Annotated in this window: 15 protein-coding genes; 14 read left to right on the forward strand and 1 reads right to left on the reverse strand. The window is 46.5% G+C overall.

Annotated elements, in window-relative coordinates; all coding sequences use genetic code 11:
* The first annotated feature begins 389 nt into the window (after window positions 1-389).
* From D2E26_RS02745 to D2E26_RS02800, 12 genes are all read left to right on the forward strand, one after another.
* Window positions 390-1,514 carry an NAD(P) transhydrogenase subunit alpha gene (locus D2E26_RS02745; protein ID WP_125963138.1) on the forward strand — a complete coding sequence of 375 codons (1,125 nt, stop codon included), beginning with the start codon at window positions 390-392 and terminating at the stop codon, window positions 1,512-1,514.
* Between the two features lie 3 nt (window positions 1,515-1,517).
* Entirely contained in the window at window positions 1,518-1,829 is a 312-nt protein-coding gene (locus tag D2E26_RS02750; protein WP_125963139.1) for an NAD(P) transhydrogenase subunit alpha part 2, read from the forward strand.
* 7 nt (window positions 1,830-1,836) lie between these two features.
* Window positions 1,837-3,285 (forward strand): NAD(P)(+) transhydrogenase (Re/Si-specific) subunit beta, encoded by a 1,449-nt coding sequence (locus tag D2E26_RS02755; protein WP_125963140.1) that lies wholly within the window; start codon window positions 1,837-1,839, stop codon window positions 3,283-3,285.
* 900 nt (window positions 3,286-4,185) lie between these two features.
* On the forward strand, window positions 4,186-4,800 hold the full coding sequence (locus D2E26_RS02760; protein WP_125963141.1) for a 50S ribosomal protein L25/general stress protein Ctc: 615 nt from the start codon (window positions 4,186-4,188) through the stop codon (window positions 4,798-4,800).
* Between the two features lie 236 nt (window positions 4,801-5,036).
* Window positions 5,037-6,164: a branched-chain amino acid aminotransferase gene (locus D2E26_RS02765; RefSeq protein WP_125963142.1), complete on the forward strand. Its 1,128-nt coding sequence runs from the start codon at window positions 5,037-5,039 to the stop codon at window positions 6,162-6,164.
* Window positions 6,165-6,523: 359 nt separating this feature from the next.
* Window positions 6,524-7,363, forward strand: a complete 840-nt coding sequence (locus D2E26_RS02770) for a trimeric intracellular cation channel family protein (RefSeq protein ID WP_125963143.1) — start codon at window positions 6,524-6,526, stop codon at window positions 7,361-7,363.
* Window positions 7,364-7,865: 502 nt separating this feature from the next.
* A complete protein-coding gene (locus D2E26_RS02775) occupies window positions 7,866-9,011 on the forward strand; it encodes a leucine-rich repeat protein (RefSeq protein ID WP_164515834.1) in 1,146 nt (381 codons plus the stop codon).
* A gap of 346 nt (window positions 9,012-9,357) precedes the next feature.
* Entirely contained in the window at window positions 9,358-10,614 is a 1,257-nt protein-coding gene (locus D2E26_RS02780) for a BspA family leucine-rich repeat surface protein (protein ID WP_125963145.1), read from the forward strand.
* A 740-nt stretch (window positions 10,615-11,354) separates the two neighbouring features.
* Window positions 11,355-12,668, forward strand: a complete 1,314-nt coding sequence (locus D2E26_RS02785; protein ID WP_125963146.1) for a BspA family leucine-rich repeat surface protein — start codon at window positions 11,355-11,357, stop codon at window positions 12,666-12,668.
* A 443-nt stretch (window positions 12,669-13,111) separates the two neighbouring features.
* Complete coding sequence (locus tag D2E26_RS02790) at window positions 13,112-14,374, forward strand: BspA family leucine-rich repeat surface protein (protein ID WP_125963147.1); 1,263 nt, start codon at window positions 13,112-13,114, stop codon at window positions 14,372-14,374.
* A gap of 730 nt (window positions 14,375-15,104) precedes the next feature.
* Entirely contained in the window at window positions 15,105-17,318 is a 2,214-nt protein-coding gene (locus D2E26_RS02795; protein WP_164515835.1) for an alpha-amylase family glycosyl hydrolase, read from the forward strand.
* Between the two features lie 109 nt (window positions 17,319-17,427).
* Window positions 17,428-17,868 carry a PPC domain-containing DNA-binding protein gene (locus D2E26_RS02800; protein WP_125963149.1) on the forward strand — a complete coding sequence of 147 codons (441 nt, stop codon included), beginning with the start codon at window positions 17,428-17,430 and terminating at the stop codon, window positions 17,866-17,868.
* A gap of 137 nt (window positions 17,869-18,005) precedes the next feature.
* Here D2E26_RS02800 and rpsT read toward each other — a convergent pair whose 3' ends face one another.
* The gene (gene rpsT, locus D2E26_RS02805) at window positions 18,006-18,266 is read right to left on the reverse strand and encodes a 30S ribosomal protein S20 (RefSeq protein WP_125963150.1); all 261 of its coding nucleotides are present in this window, start codon (window positions 18,264-18,266) and stop codon (window positions 18,006-18,008) included.
* A 153-nt stretch (window positions 18,267-18,419) separates the two neighbouring features.
* Between rpsT and lepA the strand changes: the two genes are divergently transcribed.
* Window positions 18,420-20,300, forward strand: a complete 1,881-nt coding sequence (gene lepA / locus D2E26_RS02810; protein WP_125963151.1) for a translation elongation factor 4 — start codon at window positions 18,420-18,422, stop codon at window positions 20,298-20,300.
* Between the two features lie 130 nt (window positions 20,301-20,430).
* Complete coding sequence (gene hemW / locus D2E26_RS02815; protein WP_125963152.1) at window positions 20,431-21,597, forward strand: radical SAM family heme chaperone HemW; 1,167 nt, start codon at window positions 20,431-20,433, stop codon at window positions 21,595-21,597.
* The last annotated feature ends 17 nt before the right edge of the window (window positions 21,598-21,614 follow it).

The raw sequence follows: 21,614 nt of genomic DNA on the forward strand, positions 1-21,614 counted from the left end.
CCTTGGCTTGGCAATGCACGCTGGAGTGCACGCTCGGGCATAGTGCTGCCCATTACATATTGGTGCTATGCCTGAGTTTAGCGTTTCATCATGTCAAAGTTTAGCTACGGTAACGTAAGAAAGCCTGAATTTCCGCCACTTTCCAACTGTTAGCGCATAAAGCTTGTATAGAACTTCGCTGAGCTCGAAACCTGTTGAAGGAATCGCCCTCTATCGATATGAAATTCGTGTTGTTACACTTAGCATTACATCGCAAAGAGGCGTAGGCGCACCTAACGTCATGGCAATGATGCCGAAACGTGGACGTATTCCGCTCAAAACAGCCATTTTCGTTACAGTAGTGCGCTGAATAATCAACACCCCCTTCGGGGTGCGAAGAAAGGGTTCTCATGGCTGAACAACCAGAAGGCCGTGTGCTTTTCGGTGTGCTTGACGAAACGTCAGCAACCGAAAGCCGTGTTGCCTTAACCCCCGATATCGTCACGCGCTTGCGTAAAGCAGGTGTATCTTGCCTCATCGAATCGGGAGCAGGGGAAAAAGCGTTCTATACGGACGCCGATTACGAGGCCGCAGGTGCAACCATTGCTTCTGCACAGCAAATTCTTCAGCAGGCTCATGCTATTGGATTCGTGGATCGTCCTTCTGAGCAAGTTATTGAACAGCTCAAGCCAGGCACATGGGTTATTGGCATGCTCGGTTCGTTTACCGACGAAGCCTATATCAGCAATCTCGAAGCACATGGCTTAACCGCAGTTGCTATTGAACGACTGCCTCGCCAGCTCAGTGCCGCTCAGTCGATGGATGAGATGACCTCTCAGAACTCGGTGATGGGGTACAAGGCTGTGCTCGAAGCAGCGAATGCATATGGCTCATTCCTGCCAATGATGACCACGGCTGCAGGCACGATTCGCCCAGCTAAGATGCTCATTCTTGGTGCTGGCATTGCGGGTCTGCAGGCCATTGGTACGGCAAAGCGTTTGGGTGCTGTGGTGACCGCATATGATGTACGTCCAGCATCGAAAGAAGAAGTTGAGTCGCTTGGTGCCAAGTTCCTCGATCTCGGTCTTGATTTCTCGAAGGGTCAGGGCGAAGGCGGTTACGCTCGTGCGCTGACGCCAGAGGAGCAGGCTGCTCAGCAGGCTGCTGTGGATGAGAAGGCCACGCAGTTCGACATTATTATTACGACGGCTAAGGTGCCAGGTCGTAAGCCTCCTGTGCTGCTGACCAAGCAGGGTGTGCAAGGCTTGCACCGTGGCGCCGTCATTGTGGACTGCGCCGCTAGTGAGCTCGGCGGCAACGTTGAAGGATCAACTCCAGGCACACAGATCACTGATGGTGGTGTCACCGTTATTGGTGCTCCATATTTGGCTAGTGAAGTGTCTACAACGGCATCGAATCTGCTGAGCCGTAATGTTGCCGATATTCTGACTCATTTCATTAAGGACGGTCAGCTGTCCATTGATATGACTGATGAAATCGATCAAGCGATGGTTGTCGCAGGAGCGAAGGAGTAAGCCATGCCAGATTTAGTGGTTTCTATTACCTTATTCGTGCTCGCACTGCTGATTGGTATTGAGGTTATTGGCAAAGTGCCAGCAACACTGCATACACCACTGATGTCAGGTGCGAACTCGATTCACGGCATCGTTATTGTCGGTGTCGTTATTGTGGCCGCTACGGCCGATAACTGGCTTTCGTACGTGTTCATTTTCTTGGCCGCTGTACTCGGCACGATGAACGTTGTCGGCGGTTATGTGGTTACCGACCGCATGCTGGAGATGTTCAAGTCGGATAAATCAAAGTCAGCAGATCAGAAGAAGGGTGCGTAAGTAAACTATGCTTGTCATTGAAAAACTTACTGTTGAGCAGCCATCTGCTTCTGCGCTCGACATTGTTGCTTGGTTCGTGTACTTGCTTTCGGCAGTGTTGTTCGTGGTGGGTCTTCACTTCATGAACTCACCTAAGACTGCGCGAAAGGGTAATTTCATCTCGTCTTATGGCATGATCATCGCCTGTGTTATGGCGTTTATTGTGTTATTTATGCAGGGCTTTATTAGCCCAATCGCCGTCGTAGTGTTGATTGCTGGCATAGCAATCGGCGCCGTTGCCGGTGTTGTTTCGGCCAAGAAAGTCAAGATGACTGACATGCCACAGCTCGTTTCGGTGTTTAACACCGTCGGTGGTGGTGCAGCAGCCTTGGTGGCTTTGAATGATATTCTCGCAGGCCAGCACGAGCCTTCGCTCGTGGTGCTGATTACGGCAGGCCTTGGTGTGCTGATTGGTTCGGTGACCTTCACTGGCTCGCTGATCGCAGCAGGTAAGCTGCAGGGCATTGGCTTCGTAAAGAAGATGTCGCTGCCAGGCAAGAGCGTTTGGAACGTGCTGTTTGCCTTACTGACAATCGCTTCTTTTGTTATGCTGTGCGTCGCTCCAGATCAGCGTCTGCTGTGGAGCATTCTGACCACGGTATTCGCACTGTGCTACGGCTTGGTGTTCGTTATTCCAATCGGTGGCGCCGATATGCCAGTGGTTATTTCGGTACTTAACGCTTGCACGGGTACGGCAGTGGCTATGTCTGGTTTGGCAATCGATAACGTTGCTTTGATTGTGGCTGGTGCACTGGTTGGTGCAGCAGGTGTGACGCTGTCGGTACTGATGGCCAAGGCTATGAACCGTCCGCTGCTGTCAGTGCTCGCTGGTGGTTTCGGCGGTTCCGATGCAGCAGCTGGTTCTGCTGATGGTCCAGAAGGCACGATGAAGGAAACCACGCCAGACGATGTGGCCGTGCAGCTTGTCTACGCCGATAAGGTTATTTTCGTTCCTGGCTTCGGTTTGGCTCAGGCTCAGGCGCAGCGTGAACTTGCTGATTTGGGTGAGCTGCTCAAGGAGCACGGAGTTGAAGTTGAGTACGCAATTCACCCTGTTGCAGGCCGTATGCCAGGCCACATGAATGTGTTGCTTGCAGAAGCGAATGTGCCATATGAGGAGCTTGTTGATCTCGACGATATCAACCCGCAGTTCCCATCGGCTAATGTGTCGCTTGTCGTTGGTGCTAACGATGTGACCAACCCGGCCGCACGCAAGCCTGGTACGCCAGTGTCCGGTATGCCAATTCTCGATGTCGATAAGTCACAGCACGTAGTCGTTATGAAGCGCGGCCGCGGTCGTGGTTACGCGGGCATCGAGAACGAGCTCTACTTCGAAGACAATACGCAGATGCTGTTTGGTGATGCAAAGGATGGCCTTCAGGCTGTTATTGCGGCAGTAAAGGAACTGCTGAACTAAACACCGCTGAACTCAGCAACTGATGTATCAGCAATGCCTCTTGATTCTGACCATGTAGATATCTACAGCAGAATCAAGGGGCATTGTTATATCCATAAGCAATATTGCTCTATCTGCAAGCAATACCGTTATATCTACAAGTAATGCTGCTATATCCAAAAAAATAATGGCAGCTACATCTACGAGTACTACAGTGCTAATCAATACTGGTTGAGATGCTCTGCAGCGGCTTGCAATACCGATGAGCGAAATAGCAATGAGGCTGGTTTCCAAAGTAGGGAACCAGCCTCAAAAAACCTGTATGTACAGGAAAAATATGAAAATCACATCAGCGAAGGCCACTACAGCTTGATTACGAACAACGCCACTGAAGTGGTAGCCGTCCTTTACTGACAATCCCTATCATAGTCGATACAATAGCCTTTGTCGATGTGCCTTTTAGCCGGGGTATTGAGACCGCTTTCTATACGGAAAGTGACGTTGCCGCGCTGAACAACGCGGCGCGGCCTTACGTATAGGAACAATATGAAAAAATATAAAGAAGGGCTCTATTGTGGCCCAGTTCTGATGTTGCTCATAATCCTAGCGATTGTGACCATAGTGAAGTCTGACTCAACCTATGTTGATGTTGGAATTTTCACGCTTACGGTTGCCTCCGTAAGTAAACATCTGAAGGATCGTACATAAGTCCTTCTAGTCGTGAGGCCACTTCGGCCTCACGGCCCTTCATAGTGGTTTTCTTGCATTTGTCTACGAGTTTCTTTACAGTAGAACAGTTGCTTTGGCGAGGGGAATCCGCACAAATGCGGTGAACCGTAATCGACTAGGCGCGAAGGCATTCCGTTCCGGTGTGCTTTCGGCTCGTTGATGCGCTGAAACCACACGAAAGGAACAAATATTATGGCAAACAACACCATTACTCTTGAAGGCCAGCTCCGTACCGAGTTTGGCAAGGGCCCAGCTCGTCGTATGCGCGTGGCAAAGCTCATCCCTGCAACCGTGTACGCAGGTGGCGAGCAGCCTCTGTACCTGGCTCTGCCAATGAAGGAAACGACGCTGGCTCTGCGTCACACCAACGCTCTGATCACGCTGAAGTACGGCGACGATCAGGTTATGGCTGTCGTCAAGGACGTGCAGCGCAACCCTGTGAAGCGCATCGTTGAGCACGTTGACTTCTACGCAGTCAAGGCTGGCGAGAAGATTGAGGTCGAGGTCCCTGTGTTCGTGACGGGTGAGCCTAAGGGCGGCGCTGTCGCATTCGTCGACATGCAGATGCTCAAGGTCCGCGCTGACGTGGCTAACCTGCCAGAGCGTATCACCGTTGACGTCACCGGCCTCATGGAAGGCGAGCACATTGCTGCTGACGGCCTTGAGCTGCCAGAAGGCGTTGAGCTCGACATCGCTGATCCATCCGAGCCAATCGTCTCCGTCAAGGTCCCTGAGGATGCAGGTTCTGCTCCAGTGGCTGCAGCTCCAGCTGCTGCTGCAGAAGCTCCAGCTGCTGACGCTGAGTGAGCATAACGCACTAGTTTTAGTCGCGTAAATCTTTTACAAATTCCCCGCTTGCCATGCTTGCGGGGAATTTTTGTATATGCGATGATGTTCATATTTTGGGTCACATGGTGAACACCCCGTAGGGCCAGCAACGTTGCTTGTGTAACAGTGGTCTGATGTTGCATTGTGTATATGCAAATATGCTATGTGCCCGATGCCAGCTTTTGATCGCGCATCAATGAGGAAAGGGATGTTTGATGACGAACAACACTCACCACGATCCTGCACGGCTTCAGCAGCTTGCCGAAGCATTCCATGTGCTGCCACATCCAAATAGGGTTTCTGATGTACGCCGTGAAGAACTCATTGATAAGCCAGCATTCGGTCAGGTATTTTCCGACAGCATGGCTCATATGAGTTGGACGAAGGGTGAGGGTTGGTCTGATCGCCGCATTGAGCCATATGCACCGCTGAAGCTTGATCCAGGCGCCTCGGTTCTGCATTATGCACAGGAAGTCTTTGAGGGCCTCAAGGCGTACCATCACGCTGACGGTTCAGTGTGGCTGTTCCGCCCAGATGCCAATGCTGAGCGTCTGCAGAACTCAGCACGCCGTCTGTATCTGCCGGAAGTTCCAATCGATGACTTCCTTGGTTCCGTTGCCGCACTGACTATGCAAGATGTGCAGTGGGTTCCTAAGCGTCGTGAGTACACGCTGTATTTGCGTCCGTTTATTTTCGCTTCCGAGCCATTCCTTGGCGTGCGCGCTCCTCAGGAAGTTGAGTACTGCGTTATTGCATCGCCTTCCGGTCCGTATTTCCCAGGCGAGATTAAGCCAGTCAGTATTTGGGTTGAGAATAAGTATTTCCGCACAGGCCCTGGTGGTACTGGTTACGCCAAGTGTGGTGGAAACTATGCTGCCTCGCTACTGGGCGAGTATCGCGGTATTGAGCAGGGCTGCGAGCAGGTTTGCTTCGTTGATGCTGCTACACAGACTTACTTGGAAGAACTGGGCGGTATGAACATGATGGTCGTACACAAGGATGGCCATGTGGAAACGCCAAGTCTGACAGGTACTATTTTGCCAGGTGTGACGCGTCGCTCGATTATCCAACTTCTGCAGGATCAGGGTCGTGATGTGGTTGAAACGATGATCCCACTTGAGCAGCTGCTCGACGATATCCGTTCGGGTGAAGTTACTGAGGTATTTGCTTGCGGTACTGCTGCAATCGTGACGCCAATCGGACGTTTTAAGTCGGAAACCTTTGATGTTGAAGTCAATGGAGGCGCACCAGGTGAGCTGACCATGGCTATTCGTAACCAGTTGCTTGGTATTCAGCTCGGTGAAATTGAGGATCCACACAACTGGATGTGGAAGGTCTGCTAAAGCCAGAAACTTCACTAGTAGTAGCTACTGCTATCGGCATCGGTAGTACTCGTATCTACTGGTATTGGAGTTGGTAGTACTTGTATCTACTGGTATCGGCATTACTAGTAAGCGCTGTTATTCAGCAGTATGCACTGGTATTCAGTAGTATTCACTGGTTTTGATGCAGAAGAGGTAATGCGTATCGCGTGACTTTTCTTGTAATTTTGAGATTCGTTGCATAGTCTCAAATTGCAGGGGAGTTGAACTGCTGCGCATTACCTCTTCTTGTTTGCTTCTTCAAGCGAATTTCGTTGACGCGCTTGTGATAGGGTGTGCTTGGCTATAGAGGTAATTGAGCAAGAAGCAAGGGGAGTACTGTGGGTATTGCATTACAAACGAGCCCGTTCTTCCAAGTCCTTGAGTATCTCGCAATTTTCTTCTGCGGTTTAAGTGGTGGTCTTGCAGCAATTCGCAAGAACTACGATGTGTTAACCATTATGATTACAGCTTGGTTAACTGGCTTGGGCGGCGGTATTATTCGTGACTTGATGCTCGGTGCAATTCCACCTGCTGGAGTTTCTGATATTGGCAGCATCTTCACTTCATTTGCTGCAGGCATTCTTGTGGCTTTACTTCATCCTGAAGTCGATAAGCTCAAATGGACAATGCTGATTATTGATGCATTATCGATTGGCTTGTTCGCTGTGAATGGTGCTAGTAAAGCATTGATGTATAACATGTCTGGCATTACAGCAGTATTCCTTGGAACATTCACTGCAATTGGTGGTGGCACGATTCGCGACATGTTACTTAATGATGTTCCTCAGATTATTCGCGATCGCCACTGGTATATTGTGCCTGCCATTATTGGTACTATTTTCACCGTTTTTGTATGGCGCCTTGAACAGTACAAGGCCATCTCTTTCCAAACGGAGTTTGTGCTCGATGCTGGCATTGTTGTGCTTGTGGTGTTGCTGCGTTTAGCATCCGTGCAATTCGATATTGAAGTACCAGGTGCTTTACAACGTAATAAAACGATTCTGAGTGGCCGAATTGCACGCCGCAAGGCTAAGGCTTTGGTTAATGAAACGGCTGATCAAGACGATGTAACAAACATTGCAACTCCAGAACAAGAGCGAACAGCTGATATTGGTGATTCAGAAAAAGTACTAAGTGACGAGAACAACGCCACACCGGCGCATCGAGGTCAGCACTGAGCAACAGTCCAATACTACGCGCTACGGGCATAGCCTATAGTGCTCAGCAGATTGATACTCTTTCAAAGAGTAAGTAGCAGGTATCTGTAGGTATCACAGAAATAAAACACAAATAATAAGAGCCTAATCAGCTGAGATTAGGCTCTTTTCTTTTTTGTAATACATGAGACTGACTCTGTGGCCGTAAATAACAAAACAGGGGGAGAGAATAATGATACTGTATCCGTTCGGATTTGTTATTACTAGATCACTAATTCTTAAGAATAAGTAACGAATTTCAGAATGGGGGTCATATTACGGACCCCCTTTTGTAATTATTTCGCGTTGATTTAAACTTGTGCATAGACCTCAACGCAGGTACTAATCATCGATATCTACGAAGCTTGCTCTGTTATAGAACAAGCTCGATCATATAAACACACTACTGTAATCACTCTGAGCCTACATACATCTCATGAACCGTACAACAAACGAGGCCGGAGATGATGGCGAAAGGATAATCATGCAGATTCAATCTCATGTAGCCCAAAAGGGCATTGGCATTACTCTGAGTGCATTGCTTGCTGTGACCTCGTTCGTTGGCGTTCCAGCATATGCACAAACGGCAGTCGCTCAAGATGAACCCGGACATATTTTAAGTGCTGGTCGCTGGGGTACCTGTGACTGGAGCTTTGATGAAGATTCTGGTGCGATGAGTATCGCTACAACGGGCGCATGTAAAGTTGATCCTGATAAGGGTAATTTCCTCAATGGTGATGCCGATGAGATTGCAACGCGTCATGCAATCAAAACTGCAGAAATAAAGAACACGATTACGGTGCTGTACGGTACCGAGTTCGAGAACATGTTTAAGGGTGCATCTGCATTTACTGAACTCAAAGGCATGGGTAATTTTGATTTCTCGCAAACAGGTTCAGGCTTGTCTATAGCAGGTATGTTCAGCGGTACGAATTTCAAAAAGGCTGATTTCAATAATCTCAAGATCGAGAATAATCAAATCTCCATGGCCCATTTATTAGATGGTGCAGTGTGCGATGAGATCGATACTTCGCAAATTCCGTTCGACAAGCATGTGAATAGTGTCGCTGGTATGTTCGCGAATATGAGGTATCTCACTTCTATAACGTTGCCTGAGGTGCAAGCAGAGGATCTTATGAACACTTCCCATATGTTCGAGAGCGATTATGCTTTGACTTCGGTGGATTGGAATATTGAAGCAAAGGATATCTCTGACATAGCAGCGATGTTTGCAGATTGCCCGCAACTCAAGTCTGTTGATTTATCTAAGATGCATGCACAGGCCATTTCAGAAAGTAGTTTCGTTTTTGGATCGTGCCCTAACCTGAAGGAAATCAATTTAGGGGATATGCAATTTAATCAACTGCAGCAGCCTGCACTTGCATCTAGCATGTTCTACCAAACAGGTGTCAAGAAAATTACGCTGACGCGTTCTGCCATCACGCGCTTCAACGATCTGTATGATCCACAGGAACTCTTTACAGGCACGTTCCCTGGCACACCGATGACCAAGTGGAGAGGTGAGAATCCAAATACAAAAACGGAAGAGGAAAGACTCTGGCTTCATTGGGGAAACCAAGCCGATTTCCCAGATGCAGGTCATATCTTCACGTTAACAGTTGTCGACTGACATATCGGCGATCTGACCGGTTGCAGTCCATACGATCATTGCCCCAAGCTTGAAGCTATAAGCATTGTTATGTTTAGGCTTATAAAAGCTTGGGGCTTTTGCATACTGAAGGGAGCATCTCTCAAAGGATGAAGCGGAAGTAGAGTTTAGACAGCCGTAATGTGTCGTACACCTACTGTTTGCAAAGATTTTGAGATTCATCATCTATGATGGAACTATCTTGCATATCTCTGTGATTGCGCCAATTTGCATATGCTGCGTGCCACAGAAGAGTGTTGCATTATGGTGAGATTAAGGACTGGACTGAACGGTACCTGGATCTCATAGGTATTTCAAGGGAGAAATTATGAGTTTACGAACGCTAATACGGAAGCATAGTTGGGTGTTGCCGCTATGTGTGGTGCTTATCGTATCGACGGTTGCTGGTCCAGCATATGCTGATACGAATCCTTTGCGTACTATTGCGACTGATCAGATTTCACAGGAACAATCTGCACCTGCTCCACAGGCGGAGGATGGAGAGCCTTCCGAGACTCCATCATCGGGTGACAGTACGAATGTATCCTCGCCTTCTGGTGATCCAACTTCTGGGTATTGGGGTACTTGTAAATGGGATACGTATGGTGGCAGCCAACATATATATCTTGCGACTACAGGGCCCTGCACTGTTCCTAGTACCGAAAGCAATTTCTTATGGGATCTTGACTATCGCAGAACGAACCTTTATGAAGCTTCAATCGTGAATACAGTGACACTGGAAGGCGCTCATTTGTTAAATGGAATGTTTTCAGATGCTTCAGAATTCACGAAGGTAGAAGGATTAGGAAACATAGATTTTTCTCAAATCCCGCTTGATCAGCCAATAGAATTTATGAGAATGTTTGAAGGAACAAGCCTTGAATCCGCTGATTTTGACAAGCTTAATTTGCAAGATAGAAAAATAAATGTATCTCGTATGTTTGCCCAAACACGTTCGCCGAAGATTGACATTTCCTATCTCAAAATAGAACAGCGTGCAGTCGATATAACTGGCTTGTTCTCTGGTAATAAATTTCTCAAATCAATGGAAATTCGATCTGCTATAAATCATGATATAAAATCATTGGCCGGTATCTTTTCAGGTTGCGAATCATTGAAATCAGTGAGGTGGGATTTAACTACACCAGAGGCCACGTCAATAGCAGGAATGTTTACGAATTGTAAGAATCTCAAAATAATAGATATATCGTGCGTAAAAGCAAAGCATATTGCGCGTACCCAAGAAGCATTTTCTGGCTGTCACAAAGTACATTCGTTATATTTAGGAAACATGGAATTCGATGGGCTAGAACTTGCTCCATACAAGTTTTATGCAGGGGATGCATTCAAAAGCATGTATGAGCTCAACGTTGTTCAGATGAGTAGAAACGCAATGACTAAATTGCTGAGCGTGTATGATGCGGCTGCTGCACCATATTCCTTCCCTGGTGATTTTAAAACCACATGGAAAAAAATAGACCTGAGAACCATGCACGAGGAAAGGGGCACGTGGACGCATTTCTCAGATGTCAATAAATTCCCTCAAGGAGATGAGATATTTAAACTCAAAATGGCTAATTACTGACATGAGATATACACGAAAGTAATAACTGTAATATGTTGTAATTTCTTGCAGTAGATGGACTAGAGAATGAGTCCTACCTTGCTGCTGTTAGTCACATAAAGAGCCTAACCAACCATGGTTAGGCTCTTTATCTGTAATGCATAAGATTAACCTGTGACTAAAAGGGATGAAAATAGGGATGCTATATCCTTTTGGATTCGTTATTGCTAAGTCACTATTGCTTAAGAATAAGTAACGAATTATAGAACGGGGCATATTACGTACCCACTTTTGTAAGTTTTTCACGTTGATTTAGATTTGTGCATGGACCTCAGCGCAGGTACTAACCATCGATATCTACAAAGCTTGACCCGTTATAGAAGGAGCTCGATCATATAAACACATTACTGTAATCACTCTGAATCTACATACAGTTTATGAACCGTACGGTAAACGGGGCCGGAGATGATGACGGAAGGATAATCAGGCAGATTCAATCTCATGTAGTGAGGAGGGTATTGGCATTAGGTGTTTCCTCAAAGGATGAAGCGGAAGTAGAGTTTAGACAGCCGTAATGTGTCGTACATCTACTGTTTGCATAGATTTTGAGATTCATCATCTATGATGGAACTATCTTGCATATCTCTGTGATGGTGTCATGCTGCATATGCTGTGTACCGCAGAAGAGTGTTGCATTATGGTGAGATTAAGGACTGGACTGAACGGTACCTGGATCTCATAGGTATTTCAAGGGAGAAATTATGAGTTTACGAACGCTAATACGGAAGCATAGTTGGGTGTTGCCGCTATGTGTGGTGCTTATCGTATCGACGGTTGCTGGTCCAGCATATGCTGATACGAATCCTTTGCGTACTATTGCGACTGATCAGATTTCACAGGAACAATCAGTACCTGCTCCACAGGCGGAGAATGAAGATCAACAACGGATGAGCCACCAACTGACCTTGAGATCTGCTCCACAGGCGGAGAGTGAAGAACTTTCTACGACTCCATCATCGGGTGACAGTACGAATGCATCCTCGCCTTATATCGAACCAACTTATGGGCACTGGGGCACTTGTAGTTGGAATACGTATGGTGGCAGTCATGTAGATATTGCGGCTGAAGGGCCCTGCACTGTTCCTAGTAGCGATCCAGGTTTCTTATGGCATCATTACTTTGTAAGAATAGGACTTCATTCAGCTAAAATCTGGAATAAGGTGACGATACAGGGCGCACATTCGTTAAATGCAATGTTTTCAGAAGCTTCTGAATTCACGAAGGTAGAAGGATTAGGAAACATAGATTTTTCTCAAATCCCGCTTGATCAGCCAATAGAATTTATCAGAATGTTTGAAGGAACAAGCCTTGAATCAGCTGATTTTGACAAGCTCAATTTGAAAAAAAGAAAAATAAATGTATCTCGTATGTTTGCTGATACACGTTCGCCGAAGATTGATATTTCTTATCTCAAAATAGAACAGCGGGCAACCGATATAAGTGGCTTGTTCGCAGGCAATAAATTTCTTAAATCAATGGAAATTCGATCTGCTATAAATCATGATATAAAATCATTGGATAATGTCTTTTCAGGTTGCGAATCATTGGAATCAGTGAAGTGGGATTTAACTACACCTGAAGCCACGTCAATAGCAGGAATGTTTACGAATTGTAAGAATCTCAAAATAATAGATATATCGTGCGTAAAAGCAAAGCATATTGCGCGTACACAAGTAGCATTTTCTGGCTGTCACAAAGTGCATTCGTTATATTTAGGAAACATGGAATTCGATGGGCTAGAACTTGCTCCATACAAGTTTTATGCAGGGGATGCATTCAAAAGCATGTATGATCTCAACGTTGTTCAGATGAGTAGAAACGCAATGACTCAATTGCTGAGCGTGTATGATGCGGCTGCTGCGCCATATTCCTTCCCTGGTGATTTTAAAACCACATGGAAAAAAAGAGACCTGAGAACCATGTTCGAGGAAAGGGGTACATGGATTCATTTCTCAGATGTTAATAAATTCCCTCAAGGAGATGAGGTATTTAAACTCAAAAAGGCCAATTACTGACTACTGACGCGATATATGTAAAAGTAATAACTGTAATATGTTGTAATTTCTTGCGGGATGGTCTATGCGGGATGGCCTAGAACATTAGTCCTGCTTAGCTGCTGCTAATCACATGAAGAGCCTAATCAACCATGGTTAGGCTCTTTTGGGTTATAGACCAAAATGTGTGTCTGTAGGTCAAAAATAAGAATGGGTTTTTGAGCGCTGAAGGGATTCTCTAGAAGGAAGAAGCAGAGGTGGAGTTTAGATAACCGTAATGTGTCGTACACCTACTGCTTGCGAAGATTTTGGGATTCATCATCTATGATGGAACTATCTTGCATATCTCTGTGATTGCGCCAATTTGCATATGCTGCGTGCCACAGAAGAGTGTTGCATTATGGTGAGATTAAGGACTGGACTGAACGGTACCTGGATCTCATAGGTATTTCAAGGGAGAAATTATGAGTTTACGAACGCTAATACGGAAGCATAGTTGGGTGTTGCCGCTATGTGTGGTGCTTATCGTATCGACGGTTGCTGGTCCAGCATATGCTGATACGAATCCTTTGCGTACTATTGCGACTGATCAGATTTCACAGGAACAATCTGCACCTGCTCCACAGGCGGAGGATGGAGAGCTTTCCGAGACTCCATCATCGGGTGACAGTACGAATATATCCTCGCCTTATATTGACTCAACTACTAAGTCTTGGGGCACTTGTAAATGGGATACGTATGATACGTATGGCAGTCGGCATATATTTATTGCGACAGAGGGACCCTGCACTGTTCCAGCAAACGAACATACCTTCTTATATTTTAATTACTATTTCAAAAAGACCCTTCTTAAAGCTACTATCGTGAATAAGGTGACGTTGGAAGGCGCTCACTTGCTAGATTGGATGTTTGCAGATGCTTCTGAATTCACGCAAGTTGAAGGATTAGGAAACTTAGATTTTTCTAAAATCCCGCTTGAGGAACCAATAGGATTTATCGGAATGTTTGCAGGAACAAGTCTTGAATCCGCTGATTTTGACAAGCTCAATCTGAAAAAAAGAAAAATAGATGCACGTTATATGTTTGCCCAAACACGTTCGCCAAAGATTGATATTTCATGGCTCAAACTAGAGCAGCGTGCAGTCGATATAACCTGCTTGTTCGCAGGTAACAAATTTCTCAAATCAATGGAAATTCGATCTGCCATAAATACAGACATAAAATCATTGGAGAGTATCTTTTCAGGTTGTGAATCGTTGGAATCAGTGAGGTGGGATTTAACTACGCCTGAAGTTACATCAATAGCAGGCATGTTTCAGGGTTGTAAGAATCTCAAAATAATAGATATATCGAGCGTAAAAGCAAAGCATATTGCGCGTATACAACAGGCATTTTCTGGCTGTTACAGAGTACATTCGTTATATTTAGGTAACATAGGATTCGATGGGCTGGAACTTGCTCCATACGAGTTTTGTGCAGCAGATGCATTCAAAAGAATGTATGATCTCAACGTTGTTCAGATGAGTAGAAACGCAATGACTAAATTGCTGAGCGTGTACGATCCGGTCAAATCACAGCATTCTTTCCCTGGTGATTTTACAACCATATGGAAAAAAATAGACCTGAGAACCATGCACGAGGAAAGGGGCACGTGGACGTATTTCTCAGATGTCAATAAATTCCCTAAGGGAGATGAGATATTTAAACTCAAAATGGCTAATTACTGACATGAGGTATACGCATAAGAAATAACTATAATATTTCGTAATTTCTTGCAGTATATGGCCTAGAAAATGAGTCCTACCTTGCTGCTGTTAGTCACATAAAGAGCCTAACCAACCATGGTTAGGCTCTTTTTCTGTCCATATAGATAAAAACGAGGTCCGATTTAGAAATAGGTGTTTTGACTAGTTGTAACTTGCTGAATGAAGTACATGTAGCGACAGACTTTTGTTATAGGGCACCATTGTGTAGTACGAAACGTACGTGTCGAAGTATATACCTAAGCAAAACACAAGTCCATAAGCTTATAGGCCTTTAAGCTGAGACTAGAGCGATAATGTTGAAAAATTCAACATGAGATTACCCGCAGTACATTTGTAGTTCACCGCGATACCCAGCCGAATCCCGTACTATAGAAATATCAGTTTTCACTGTGACATGGTCACAAGAGATTGCAGCACAAAGAACCGTGCTAACAAACAATGGACTGCGGAAAACATAAGTTGCCAGCAGTTCCTCAACAGTTCTAAGACCGCAACGGCACTCAATAGAAAATACGAGTGAAGAAACAAACTGAAAAATTCAGTGAAGTAGGAACAAGAACTGGTGAAGTCTTGATTACTATGGAGCACAGAGGGGAATACTACTATGTACAGGCTTAGTAGGAAATCAACAATGAGCTGTACAGCCTTTCATCGGCAACCTCAATCAAGCTCGCAGCATTCACGGAAATTCTTGAAACAAGCAATGGCATCTGCAGCAGTACTCGCCACATTATGTTGCAGTACAGTAGGCGCTGCTTCTTCTGCACAAGCGGCTAGTACGTTGACCTTTAATGATAGAAATACGAGCTTAAACCGCACTTTGCGCAATCCCACATTTGAAGCTGCCCGAACCTCGTATGGCTTAGCACAAGAGATGAAGCATGGCGCAATATTGCATGCATTTATGTGGTCGTTTAATACGATTAAGCAAAATATGAGGAGCATCGCTGAAGCTGGATATACAGCTGTTCAAACACCGCCGGTAAGCCAGATTGTTGAACCTAAAACTGACGTACATGGGCGCAAGCATTTTACCGAGAACTGGTATTACGTTTATCAGCCAGTTAACACTGATTTTGGAAGTCAGGCCGTAGGTACAAGGCAAGAACTTCAAGAACTGACTGCAGAAGCTCATAAATATGGTGTTCGCGTCATTGTAGATGCTGTTGTCAACCATTTCACCTCTGATTGGAAAGCGATTGATGGTAGCTGGCGCAGTCTTGATAACTTCCATTACTATCCAGATAAATGTATTGGTGAAATGGACTATAACAACCGCTGGAATGTAACACATTGCCCAGTATTAGGCCTATGGGATTTGTACACTGAAAAACAACCTGTGGCTGATAGAATGGCGCGTTTCTTGGATGCTGCCGTGAACGATGGTGCTGACGGTATGCGCTATGATGCTCCAAAATCTATTGAGCTTCCCTACGAATTCAAAGGCCAGTACTCGAATTATTGGGTAACAATTCTGCAGAATGGTGCACAGTTCCAATATGGGGAAGTTATTCAGGCTCCTGATGCTGGTCTTGACGTACCTGCGTACGTAAGACTTTTTGATCAATACAGTTCGAATGGTGGTGCCACAACCCCAACAGATTACGGTATGAATTTACGTAATATGTTGGCGAAGAATGATCTGAACCATAACGAAATCCAAAGCTACAGAATTAACGATGTTAGAGACGACCAACTCGTTACTTGGGTAGAATCACACGATAATTATGCAACAACATGGTTTGATTCCTCGGCTTATTTAAATGCCTGGCAAATCCGCATGGGATGGGGCGTTATTGGTGCTCGTGCCGGAGGTGCGCCTTTATTCTTGAATCGTCCTGCCGGTTCTGGAGGTCAAGGCAATCCAGTATTCGCTGAGATCTCACAGTTGGGAGACACTGGCGACGAAGAATGGAGAAGCCCAGAAGTTGTTGCAGTGAACCATTTCCGTAATGCTATGGAAAATAATGCTGAAGAGTTGCGCAATTGTGGAAGTAATCAGTGCCTTATGGTGGAGCGCTATCAGCAGGGTGGATCCAGCTTTACTGATGGTGTTGCAATAACCAATATGGGTAGTGATGTTGACCTCAGTAATACTGAAACACAGCTTGCTGATGGTGAATATATAGATCAAGTTAATGGCGGCATGTTGACTGTAAAGCATCACGTAATTACTTCTGGTACTGCTCATGGTGGCAAGATTTCGGTATTCTTTAACCGCTTGCCTAATAAGCATGGCGTAGCATATATTGCATCAAATGGAACAGCCTTCAAAACCAATACAACACAAGTAACATTGCATGCCGATAGCGTTGCAGATGCACGGTATACCACAAGTGAGGGTGACTCCGGTACCTTCACTGATGGCCAGACAGTGACAATCGGTGCAAGAACTGGTTATGAGCAGTATATTACGGTGACCGTTACTGGACGTTCTGCTGTTGATAACACTCCAATTACCTATACGGTGAGGATGTTTAAGCAAGATCCAAGTATCGTCTCAACCTACAGAGCATATGCCAAGCAAAGTGCTAAATGGCCGAATACCTACGCATATGTATATGTTGACAGCAAGGGTGCTACGCCAAAGGTTATTGAAAATGCACCGTGGCCGGGCGTGCTCATGACGCATAAACCTGGCACTTGCGATGGTAATGCTGATTATGTGTATGAGGTTCCACCAGAAATACTCAAACAATCGGGTTCATATCCGATTCGCGTTATTTTCAATAACGGTGGACCAGGTTACGTACACGGTAATAAGTTCCCACCAGATGACATGGCTGCAACACAAAATGCGCATGTCGATAAAGAAGGACTTCTTATCGATGGTGATTATTTATGGGATGGCAAGATTACTCCAAGTAGTCAATCGTGGACTATAGCGCCATGCAAGCCAATGTAATTATCGCGCCAATGTAAGGACGTACATTGGTGTTCACCAGATGAGCCCAGTCCGAAGCGACTGGGCTCATTCCATATACTCAACAAATCGGGGATATGAGGAGGAATGTATGGAATACCAGCAGTATGGTGACACCTTTTATGTGCGTATGGATAAGGGCGATGAAATAATCACAAACCTGTTGAATCTCTGTCAAGAACAGCACATTGCATCATGCACCTATTCGGGAATCGGAGGCTGCAGTAGCGCAGAAATTCAGACATTTATACCTCAGACCGGAACCTTCGAGACTCGGCTTATTGAAGGAATGCTTGAACTGGCAAGTTTCACTGGCAATATCATTACCGATCAGTCAGGGGAGTTGCGGAACCATTCCCATGGTGTGTTTGCCTATAAAGTAGGCGAGAGGCATGAAGTTGCCGCTGGCCATCTCAACGCAGTTGTTGTGCTCTATACAGCAGAAATCACACTCAAACCAGTAGTGGGCGGAACGATTTACCAACAATACGATGAGGAAACTGAGACCGGATTTTGGAAGTTACATGAATAACTCCCCATAACAACAATTCACTACTATTTCCTATAGCACCAATTCGCTTGCGCCTCTTGGACATAAAAAGAGACCGGATCATGTTGCCATAATCCGGTCTCTTGTCTACGACGTTATCGGTAAAAACCGATCAGATGTCACAGAGCGTTGATCTGAAGAGCAAGGCTGGACTTGCGGTTCGCAGCCTGGTTCTTGTGGATGACGCCCTTGCTGGCAGCCTTGTCGAGTGCGCGCGATGCGATTGCGAACTTCTCTTCAGCGAGAGCCTTATCGCCAGCGGCGATGGCCTCACGGACGTGACGCACTGCGGTCTTCAGCGCGGACTTCACGGCGACGTTACGCAGGTGTGCCTTCTCGTTGGTCAGCACGCGCTTCTTCTGCGACTTAATGTTTGCCACTATCTATTCTCCAAACGGCTAAGTGCTATAAGGACATACATCTCGAGATAATAACATGAATATCGGATAATGTTGTAATGTTCGGTGCGCGCATGTTTTCCATACGCAGCGACTACAATCAAGGGCGTTCTAGAGCACATTGAGGAGGATTGCGTGGCCACGCAGCACAACCAGCCAGGATTCACTGATCAATCACTGATTAGGAATTTCTGCATCATCGCTCATATTGATCACGGCAAGTCGACTGTTGCTGATCGTATTTTGCAGCTTTCAGGTATTGTTCCTGAGCGCGAGATGCGTGATAGGTTCCTTGACCGCATGGATATTGAGCAAGAACGCGGCATTACTATTAAGTCGCAGGCAGTGCGCGTTCCATGGACGTTTGATGGTACGGAATATACGCTTGGCATGATTGATACGCCAGGCCACGTCGACTTTACCTACGAGGTATCCCGTGCACTGGCCGCATGTGAAGGTGCCGTGCTGCTTGTGGACGCAACGCAGGGTATTGAGGCTCAGACGTTGAGCAACTTGTACATGGCAATTGACCATGATCTGACGATTATTCCTGTGCTCAACAAAATCGATTTGCCAAGTGCAGAGCCAGATAAGCATGCTGAAGAAATTGCTGGCCTTATTGGTTGTGATCCATCTGATGTGCTGCGCGTTTCTGGTAAAACAGGCGAGGGTGTGGCCGAGCTGCTCGATCGCATTGTCACCGATATTCCTGCTCCATCTGGAGATCCAAAGGCGCCTGCACGTGCTTTGATTTTCGATTCTGTATATGACTCTTATCGTGGCATTGTGACCTATATTCGTATGGTCGACGGTGAACTGCGTAGCCGTGAAAAGCTGCACATGATGGGCATTGGTATGACGCACGATCCAATTGAGATTGGTGTTATTAGCCCAGAAATGATGCCAACTAAGGCACTTGGTGCTGGTGAAGTTGGTTACGTGATTACGGGTGCAAAGGACGTCAGTCAATCCAAGGTCGGCGACACAATTACGTCGGCTAAGGATCCTGCAACGGAGCCATTGCCTGGATACCGTGATCCACAACCAATGGTGTATGCAGGTTTGTTCCCAATTGATAACGCACAGTTCCCCGAACTGCGTGAGGCATTGGATAAGCTTAAGCTCAATGATGCTGCGTTGATTTATGAACCAGAGACTTCGGTGGCTCTGGGCTTCGGCTTCCGTTGTGGCTTCTTAGGCCTGCTGCACATGGAGATTGTGTCGGAACGTTTGAGCCGTGAATTTGGCCTTGACCTGATTTCAACTGCACCAAATGTGCCATATGAAGTGACAAGCGAAGATGGCACGGTACATCGTGTGACGAACCCAAGTGAGTTTCCAGAGGGTAAGATCAAACGCATCGTGGAACCAATGGTTGCTGCTGACATTATTACGCCAAAGGAATTCATTGGTGCCGTTATGGAGCTGTGCCAGGATCATCGCGGCATTATGGGCACGATGGAATATCTGTCTCCAGAACGTGTGGAAATGCATTACCGCATTCCACTGGCTGAAATTGTGTTCGACTTCTTCGACCAGTTGAAGAGCCGTACGAAGGGCTATGCATCACTGGATTACCACGAAGATGGTGAACAGGCTGCAGACCTCGTCAAGGTTGACATTCTGATTCAGGGTGAAAAGGTTGATGCCTTTAGCGCTATTGTGCACCGTGATAAGGCCTATAGCTATGGCGTTATGATGACGAAGAAGCTGCGCGAACTTATTCCTCGCCAGCAGTTCGAAATCCCTATTCAGGCAGCAATCGGTTCACGCATTATTGCTCGTGAGAACATTCGTGCATTGCGCAAGGATGTGTTGGCTAAGTGCTACGGCGGCGATATTACGCGTAAGCGCAAGCTGCTCGAAAAGCAGAAGGCTGGTAAGAAGCGCATGAAGATGCTCGGCCATGTGGAAGTGCCTCAGGAAGCATTCGTTGCAGCATTGGCAACTAATGATGCTGGCACTGATAAGGACACGAAGGATAAGATTCGTGCCGCTCAGAAGACCGAGGGCTGAGGAATAGCTTTCGCTGATAACGAGTTGAGGTAACAGAGTTCTTGCAGTAGGTTCACTGCAAGAACTTCTGTGTACTTACGGGCTGTTGTGCTCGAATTATGGTGTGCCATGGTAATGGGAGAGTTGAATTATGTATGAAGTCTATATTCATGTGCCTTTTTGCCTGCGTAGGTGCGGATATTGCGACTTCAATACCTATACGGCAGTAGATCTTGGCAATGGTGCATCTCGCGATAATTATGCAAATCTAGCCATTGATGAGATGCGTATTGTTAAGCAATGGCAACTCGATCATGGTGTTGACGAAGGCCCAGCTTCAACGGTGTTCCTTGGCGGTGGCACGCCAACAATCCTCAAGCCGCAAGATCTTGCTCGTCTCGTACAGGCTATTGACGATACGTGGGGTATTGCTGCAGGAGCAGAAATCACTACTGAAGCCAACCCAGATACTGTTGATGCCGACTATATTCAGGCACTGGCGGACGCAGGCTTTACACGTATTTCGTTCGGCATGCAGTCGGCTGTGCCGCGCGTGCTCAAAACACTCGACCGTACGCACACGCCAGCGAATGTTGCTGCTGGAATTGCGGCAGCCAATGCAGCAGGATTGCGCTCGAGTGTTGATCTGATTTATGGAACGCCAGGCGAGACACTGGATGACTGGAGGACGTCGGTTCAGGCGGCAATTGATCTCGGCGTTGACCATATTTCTGCTTATGCACTGACGGTTGAGGCAACGACCAAAATGGGTCGACAGATTGCAGCAGGCACGTTGCCAAAGCCTGATGACGATGATGAAGCAGCAAAATATGAAATTGCTGACGAATTGTTAACCGCCGCGGGGCTTGAGTGGTATGAGGTCAGTAACTGGGCAAGGCCAGGTCAGGAGTCGCGCCATAATTTGGGATACTGGCGCAATGTGGACTGGGCTGGTATTGGTCCGGGTGCTCATTCGCACTATGGCAATGTGAATGGTCAGGGTTTGCGTGCGTGGGATATTCCTCATCCAAAGCTGTGGGCCGGAAAGATTCTCGACAATCAGGTGCCATGGGCCGGCAGTGAAACAGTTACGCCAGTTGAGCAGGCTGAAGAACAGTTGATGCTGGGTTTGCGTATTCGTGAGGGCCTTGATATTAATACGGTTGATCCGCGTATTCCGTCGACGATCTGGCAGCAGTTTGTTGATGAGGGATTGCTTGATGCTGCGGCTCTTGAACAGGGTCGTGCTGTGCCAACGCGTAAGGGTCGTTTGCTCAATGACGCCATGATTACGGAACTAATGGAGTATTTGGGCTGAGCTGAAATAGCTTCGAA

This window comes from Bifidobacterium dolichotidis (genome assembly GCF_003951975.1).
Lineage (GTDB): Bacteria > Actinomycetota > Actinomycetes > Actinomycetales > Bifidobacteriaceae > Bifidobacterium > Bifidobacterium dolichotidis.